Annotated in this window: 3 protein-coding genes and 1 pseudogene; all 4 read left to right on the top strand. The window is 39.5% G+C overall.

All coding sequences use genetic code 11. The features are described 5' to 3' along the window. Window positions 1-81: 81 nt before the first annotated feature. A pseudogene (locus BLT91_RS30380) lies at window positions 82-676 on the top strand (HAD hydrolase family protein); the annotation flags it as partial. Window positions 677-1,005: 329 nt separating this feature from the next. Next, window positions 1,006-1,962, top strand: coding sequence for an aldo/keto reductase (locus BLT91_RS30375; protein WP_254777220.1), 957 nt, complete (start codon window positions 1,006-1,008; stop codon window positions 1,960-1,962). 599 nt (window positions 1,963-2,561) lie between these two features. Further along, on the top strand, window positions 2,562-3,002 hold the full coding sequence (locus BLT91_RS30370) for a methyltransferase family protein (RefSeq protein ID WP_302847583.1): 441 nt from the start codon (window positions 2,562-2,564) through the stop codon (window positions 3,000-3,002). 115 nt (window positions 3,003-3,117) lie between these two features. Beyond that, entirely contained in the window at window positions 3,118-3,636 is a 519-nt protein-coding gene (locus tag BLT91_RS30365) for a nucleoside-triphosphatase (protein ID WP_175532616.1), read from the top strand. The last annotated feature ends 133 nt before the right edge of the window (window positions 3,637-3,769 follow it).

Raw genomic sequence — 3,769 nt, 5'->3', positions numbered from 1 at the left:
ACGTTCGATCCCCGGCTACCGCTATCTTACGACCTTTCAAAAAAGAGGTCGACCAGAAAGATCTGGTGACCTCATAATACGATATCAGCTAATGGAGCACTTGTTAAAGCTAATAATAACGTAATCTATAAGTCCGTCCTCTCAGTAGAAACCGTTCGCGATCTATCAAATTTTGCCGAGGTAAACGGACATAGCATTTCCTATTTCACTGATATGATCACAATGAATGGATACGGTCAAGAGGATGAACGTGTAAAGAGTGCGTTAAAAGATACATTGAGTCTTATACACTATCCCGAGAAAATGGGATCACTGTTAGAGGATATTTACTGTATGTGTTTGTACGCGGGCGAAAGTGAAGCTCAAAAATTTATAGATAACTTCCCTAAACTGCGATTTGTACGTTTTCACAGTTATGTTATGAACGTGCTAGAAGAAACGGAAGTTTCCAAATCAGCCGCAATTAAAAAAGTACTAGACTATTACAACATTGGTGAGGCTAATGCCATCGCTTTTGGTGACGGAGGAAATGATCTAGATATGTTAGAGTACGTAGGTCTGGGAATTGCCAAGGGGAAACGGTGAGGAACGGCTCAAACAGAAAGCAGATTTCGTTACAAAAAAAGCAAGTGAAGATGGCATATACTTAGCTTTGATGAAATATGGCGTCATTTGATTTTTGAAGTATGTCGTTGAGCTAACGAGGAAGTTAGCGGAATATACACCAAAGGCGAGGCTGCCGGCATGATTGGCAGCCATAAAAGGGGTGCTTACTTGGTAGCCATTTTGCCCTTTGTTTACCTGCTTGTGAAGGCGTGACAGGGGAAGTGGGGACTCTTACTATAATCTAATTCATCCTTGTACTGGTTGTCTTTCCAAGCTTACTTTGCGGAGTAAATCAAGGTAGCCAAGATAAAGTTAGTAAATTTCGAAGTTTTCATTTATTTCTATTTGGGCCAAGCTAACTTATACTGATTTTATAATAATATGAAGGAGTGACTGGACATGGAGTATATCAGATTGGGTAAAACCGGATTGAAGATTTCGCGGATAGGGTTAGGATGCTGGAATTATGGAAACAGTAATCCGCGATGGGGCAAACCAGGGAAAGTTGGGGCTGAAGCGGCTATTAATATAATCCATCAGTCTATTGATAAAGGAATAAACTTTTTTGATACAGCCAATAGGTATACCGGAGGGGAATCAGAAGAAATTCTAGGAAAGGCGATAAAGGGGCATAGGGATAAACTCGTTATCGCGACAAAGGTACATGGCCAATTGGGTCCCGGACCTAATGAAAGCGGTCAATCCAGGTATCATATTATGCGCGAGGTAGAAGGCAGCTTGCGTCGTCTAAATATCGACTGTATTGATTTATATCAAGCACACGGGGTAGATTGGAATACACCTTTGGAGGAATCTCTGCGTGCCTATGATGATTTGATCCGTCAGGGAAAAGTGAGGTATATTGGATGTTCAAACTTTCCTGCATGGGTTTTAGCGAAGGCGCTTTGGGTTAGTGATGTAAATAAATTCGCAAGCTATGTATCCGTCCAACCGAATTATAGTTTAGTCAACCGTGCTGTGGAGAAGGAATTGCAACCTCTTTGCGTGGATCAAGGGATCGGCATGGTATTATACAGTCCTATAGGAGGTGGGATCCTTACGGGCAAATACGAAGAAAGCATTCCGGAGGGAAGCCGCGGCGCGGAAGAACCTGAAGTTGCTGAAAGAGCGATGAAGCTTCAGGATGGAGTCAAAGTATTGAAAAGAATTGCGCAGGAGCTTGGTAAAACACCTGCTCAAGTCAGTCTGAACTGGGTTATTAACCGTCCTGCCGTATCCTCCGCGATAATGGGTGTGAGCCGCGTAGAACATTTAGAGGATAACATCGGTGCAGTAGGCTGGAAACTATCCGAAGAGCACGTCAAGCAGTTGGATGAAGCATTTCCGGTCTCGTGAGCAATTGGAACATACCGAAGCAATAACTTTACTTACGCATAATAAGAGTTCAAACACCTATAGCATATCTAGAGGCTGCCGCACAAACCGGCAGCCTTTACGCTATTTGGCAGCATAGCGGAAGGAATCTGATTTTAAAATAAAGAATATTTACATCGTACTGAAATGGCTTATGGAGAGCGATTATATTGCGCAGAAGTTTTCTTTTAGCGTTATATGGTGCAATAAGCTTTGGTGGTTGCTTAACACTTTTTCACTACTTTCGATATAAACAAATTAACTACTCTGGTATCGCTGGTGGCGGACGTGGTTTGTAATATCATTTCTACTTTATCAAATGAAAAATCGGAAATCATAATTTGGAATACAGCTCCTTTGCATTTGCCAGCTCTGTTTTGGTTTATTGATCAATGGGCAGTTACTACTAACCTGATTGAAAGGTGGATTGCAAATATAACAACGCTTAATTCAATTGGATTTGTTGGGGGACAGTCGCGGTTTTATTTGGATTTGGTGCGATTTACAACTTCATTCGAGGTCCCAAAGTAATTCGAAGCAATTTTAAAACAACAATTGTTTGGGGTAGCATTGTATTTTTTGTGTGGCTACTAAACAATTTTGTACCCACGGTAATTTGGTCTTTAATTTCTTATGAACAAAGTTGGTGTTGGTTGAGGGTACTTGGAATAATTTTTTTAATTACTTCATCAATGTTTACTTTGTGGGCAAGATGGGTCTTGGGAAAGATGTGGACTGAATCTGCTGCTCTGAACAAAGGAAGTGAACTTAGAACAGATGGTCCTTATAGGGTTACAAGGCACCCAATTTATACGGGAATATTAGGTATGTTATTAGGTACTACACTTATGAATGGTTTTGGTAAGTTATTACTATATTTCGTTATAGCAGTCATCATTTTGGAAATAAAGATTCGTGCCGAAGAAATGCTCATGATTGAGACTTTCAAAGATAATTATCTTAAGTACAAATATAAAGTTCCCAAATTGATTCCAAGAATATTAAAAGGGAAGAAAAACTAAAAAGATGTCACAAAAGTATTACCTAACGGAGTACGTTAGTGAAGGAGCTTGCCGTTAAGGGGGCTCCCTTTCATATTGAAATAACGGAAGGGTTGATGATTTGGATACATGTTATTTGTTAACTGGGAAACCTCGCGTGGGGAAATCAACAGCAATAAAACGAATTATTAACCGAATTGGTCCAGAATATTTTGGTGGTTTTTACACAGAAGAAGTACGTAACTCGACGAATCGAATTGGATTTAATTGTGTAACTCTTAGTGGTGAGAGTCAACGTATTGCGAGTGTTGATAGTGAAAGTTCGGTAAGAGTAGGGAGATATGGGGTTGAAGTAGATACTTTTGAGAAAATCGCTTTAAAGGCAGTGAGTCTATCGTTAGATACGAAGAGGATTACAGTTATCGATGAAATTGGTTTCATGCAAATGTTATCCGTTCCCTTTCAAGAAATGATCCATGAAGTTGTTTCGAGCTCTCAACATATTATTCTAGGGACAATCTGCGTAGATAAACATCCAGATATTGACAAGATAAAAGAACTGACTGGGATAAAACTTTATGCGATGAATGAAGAAAATCGTGACTTGACAACAGAATTAATGGCAAATGAAATTCTTAAGTTATGTCATGAGTAAATTTGATCTGCATTTTCGTTTGTTGAAGTAACGGGCAGGGATAGCTGAATAACAACATTGTAAACAAACGGTAAATTTGAGAAGATTAGAACATCCGCAATGCAAAATAGAAAAATGAATAGAGATGATATAT

The sequence above is a fragment of the Paenibacillus sp. yr247 genome, from assembly GCF_900103825.1.
Classification (GTDB): domain Bacteria; phylum Bacillota; class Bacilli; order Paenibacillales; family NBRC-103111; genus Paenibacillus_E.
Note: the sequence above shows the minus strand (reverse complement) of the source record. Positions and strands in the feature narration are given on the sequence as shown.